6 protein-coding genes are annotated in these 2,828 nt (G+C 44.7%); all 6 read right to left on the bottom strand.

The features are described from left to right. Nucleotides 1-165: 165 nt before the first annotated feature. Complete coding sequence (locus B9T16_RS27635) at nucleotides 166-396, bottom strand: hypothetical protein (protein ID WP_410246284.1); 231 nt, start codon at nucleotides 394-396, stop codon at nucleotides 166-168. A 96-nt stretch (nucleotides 397-492) separates the two neighbouring features. Next, nucleotides 493-645 (bottom strand): hypothetical protein, encoded by a 153-nt coding sequence (locus B9T16_RS27630; RefSeq protein ID WP_410246283.1) that lies wholly within the window; start codon nucleotides 643-645, stop codon nucleotides 493-495. Nucleotides 646-673: 28 nt separating this feature from the next. Continuing rightward, nucleotides 674-991, bottom strand: coding sequence for a HigA family addiction module antitoxin (locus tag B9T16_RS27625; protein WP_410246282.1), 318 nt, complete (start codon nucleotides 989-991; stop codon nucleotides 674-676). Nucleotides 992-1,014: 23 nt separating this feature from the next. Beyond that, complete coding sequence (locus tag B9T16_RS27620) at nucleotides 1,015-1,308, bottom strand: type II toxin-antitoxin system RelE/ParE family toxin (protein ID WP_410246281.1); 294 nt, start codon at nucleotides 1,306-1,308, stop codon at nucleotides 1,015-1,017. Between the two features lie 361 nt (nucleotides 1,309-1,669). Then, a complete protein-coding gene (locus B9T16_RS27615; protein WP_410246280.1) occupies nucleotides 1,670-1,867 on the bottom strand; it encodes a hypothetical protein in 198 nt (65 codons plus the stop codon). Between the two features lie 39 nt (nucleotides 1,868-1,906). Then, a complete protein-coding gene (locus tag B9T16_RS27610; protein ID WP_410246285.1) occupies nucleotides 1,907-2,107 on the bottom strand; it encodes a hypothetical protein in 201 nt (66 codons plus the stop codon). Nucleotides 2,108-2,828: the final 721 nt, after the last annotated feature.

Here is a 2,828-nt window from a genome sequence, read left to right as displayed (position 1 = left end):
TGTTTTTCTGCAAATGGGGTTGGGATGCSAATTTCTGCCAATTTAGCAATTACTTCCGATAAATTAATCGTGCCAATAGTTACATTTTCAATCAGGTTAGTTATTTGCTCGCTACCGCTTTCTTGATTGAGAAATGCGAGGATTGCAGAGGCATCCATGATGACATTACTCATGGATTGATTCTTGGCGGCGTTCTTGCATCAGTTCTTCTGCTAGGTGGCGATTTTTAGCATAGTGTTTCACTATCGTTTGAGCGCGGGTGAGGGGGTTGGGGGACTGAGTGGAGAGGGAGGAAGAACTTTGCTGTTGATTGAGTATTTTGAAATGTTCGATCATGGTGTGGATTTGCTGGATTTGTGCTGGGGTGAGTCCGGTGAGATCAATGGTTGTGTTCATTTTTGGGCTGGGGGCTAGGGTTGGCTGATATTTGAGCTGTTTTGGAGACTTATGCCAATTTATCCTATTCTTGCTAAATGCCGAGAAACCGGGTTTCTATGAACGAAAATTTCGGTGAGGATATTTCTTTTTCAAATAATCAGCGATCGCCTTTTTGCGACTAGCCCATTCTGATAAATTAGGTGGTGCATCTTCTAACAAATGTATCGCTTGCTGAACACCGTTCTCCCCTACGAAAATCTGTAGCACGACGTTTGAAAAATAGTATTAATTTGAATTAATGAAGGTTTAGCAGATTGCCGCTAGAGGAAATTGTGTTTAGAATCTCTTGCTCTTCCTGTTGGGTATGATATAAATCCCAACGCAGTTGAAGATTCAGCCAAAAATCCGGTGACATATCAAAGAATTTAGCCAACCGCAAAGCTGTACTGGGAGTGATTCCTCGCCGCCGGTTGATAATCTCATTGACTCGCTGATAAGGTACATGAATCGCATCAGCTAAGTTTCGTTGTGTCAGTTCCATCGGCTTCAGAAACTCTTCTAAAAGCATTTCACCGGGATGGGTGGGGGGGCGATGAGTGGGAATACGAACCATTATGAATTACTCTGTAAGTGATGTTAGTGATAATCGACGATTTCAACCTGGTTAGGACTTTGGTCACTCCAGACAAAGCAAATGCGATATTGTGCATTAATGCGGATGCTGTATTGACCATTACGGCTACCGGATAGAGCTTCCAGGCGATTACCGGGGGGTATKCTTAGCTCTTCGAGGGTTGTGACAGAATCAAGTTGATCTAGTTTGCGCTGGGCTACTTTCCACAGGGTTTCTGGACAAGTCTTGCGAGCAGCTTTGGTGTTTTCACCGTTAAAGATGTCTTCGGTGGCTGTGTCTTTGAATGAGACTATCATGGTAGCATGATAGCACGGTTGTCATGCTATAGCGAAAAATTAGTTTAATGGGGGGAAGCCTTTTAGCGGCGCTTCTAGGGGGTCATCGTTCCAAATTGTGCAACCATTGCAGGATATTGGCAATCAAATCCGGGTCGCTTTCTAGGAATTGCGGTAATCGGCACTCAGGGAGGCGATCGCCTACAACCTGCTTTTTTGAGGGCGGTGTAGATTTGCAGGGGCGGGGTTGCTAGGGTCGCTCAAGCGGCTACCGTCGATGCCAATGACTTGGCGGCGCAGTTGGGCGGGGAATGGTTAATCTGTATCATTACCCTCCTTAACGCCTTCAAAGGGATTGCACAGTGTTAACTCAGGCACTCGTTTACCGATCCCACTCCTGACGCATTGTGTCGAGATGAGCCAGCATTTTTTCTCGCTTATCTTTTAGCAATCCCTTAGCTTTGGCAACTTTGGCATAATCCCGTTGCCACATCGACACTACTGAAGCCGGGACATCCACGGTAATAAACTCTTCATTCTGGTCAATTAAATACTGCTTGGGAATTTTGATGATGGGCATCGTTTTTTTCCTTGAATGCTTACTCTAAGTTTTACCCGTTCATCGTTCCAAATTGTGCAACCATTGAAGGATATTGGCAATCAAATCCGGGTCGCTTTCTAGGAATTGCGGTAATCGGCACTCCGGGAGGCGATCGCCTACAACCACGGCAATGGGCGGATGGCTAAACCGGGCGAGTTGATTGAGTACCGCCCTATCAAACCCTTGGGGGGGTGGATCAGTGGGTGCTTCGTAGAGGATGAGGGCGATCGTGATTTCCCCCTTTGGTGGGTTTCGGTGGCGAGGGGTTGGGTATATAGCATTCCTAAATCAGTTATGGAATGGACCCTCACCCCCAACCCCTCTCCCGTTCTGGGAGAGGGGAGCTAAAAATGTTACAAATCATTTAGGATTGCTATAGCCACAGCAAAACCCAACATTTTACCGTTCACTAAGTGACTGATTCTTGATATCAAAAAACCCTAATCCTGCTCAACAGCCCGCAGTTTCGCTTGCGCTGCCCCAAAAAAATCTGGATCAGATCGACTATTGGCGAAAGGGATCCAGATTTATGTTGTCCTTATAACAGGTGATCTGTCAGTTGTATTTTAGAAAAACGAACAGTGGTTACAGTCACATGAACAATATTGGACTCGCTGACATCCGCGCTCGCCACAGCCAGAAGCTGAGTCAAAAAATAAATTTGACCTAAAGTCCATATCCACTTCTATTTCCACAACATTGCCAAAGTTTTTGAGATTAATATCAGGAGGAAATTCTGAGGCAATTTTCGATGATTTTTCACGCGAGTAATTTGTGTATTTTGAGGTTTTCATTTTGTGTTAATTCTCCTTAGAATTACTAGAATTTACAAAAAGCTTTTGACTTAATACATAACGACCTATTTCCCGAATAGAGTTGCAGTCTGACTTATCATCAATTCGTCTATCTGGACAGTCTCCTGCACATTGATACTTGCAAA

This window comes from Arthrospira sp. PCC 8006 (genome assembly GCF_046480465.1).
Classification (GTDB): Bacteria; Cyanobacteriota; Cyanobacteriia; order Cyanobacteriales; family Microcoleaceae; genus Limnospira; species Limnospira platensis.
The sequence above is the reverse complement of the archived record's forward strand: the minus strand, read 5'-3'. Positions and strand labels throughout refer to the sequence as shown.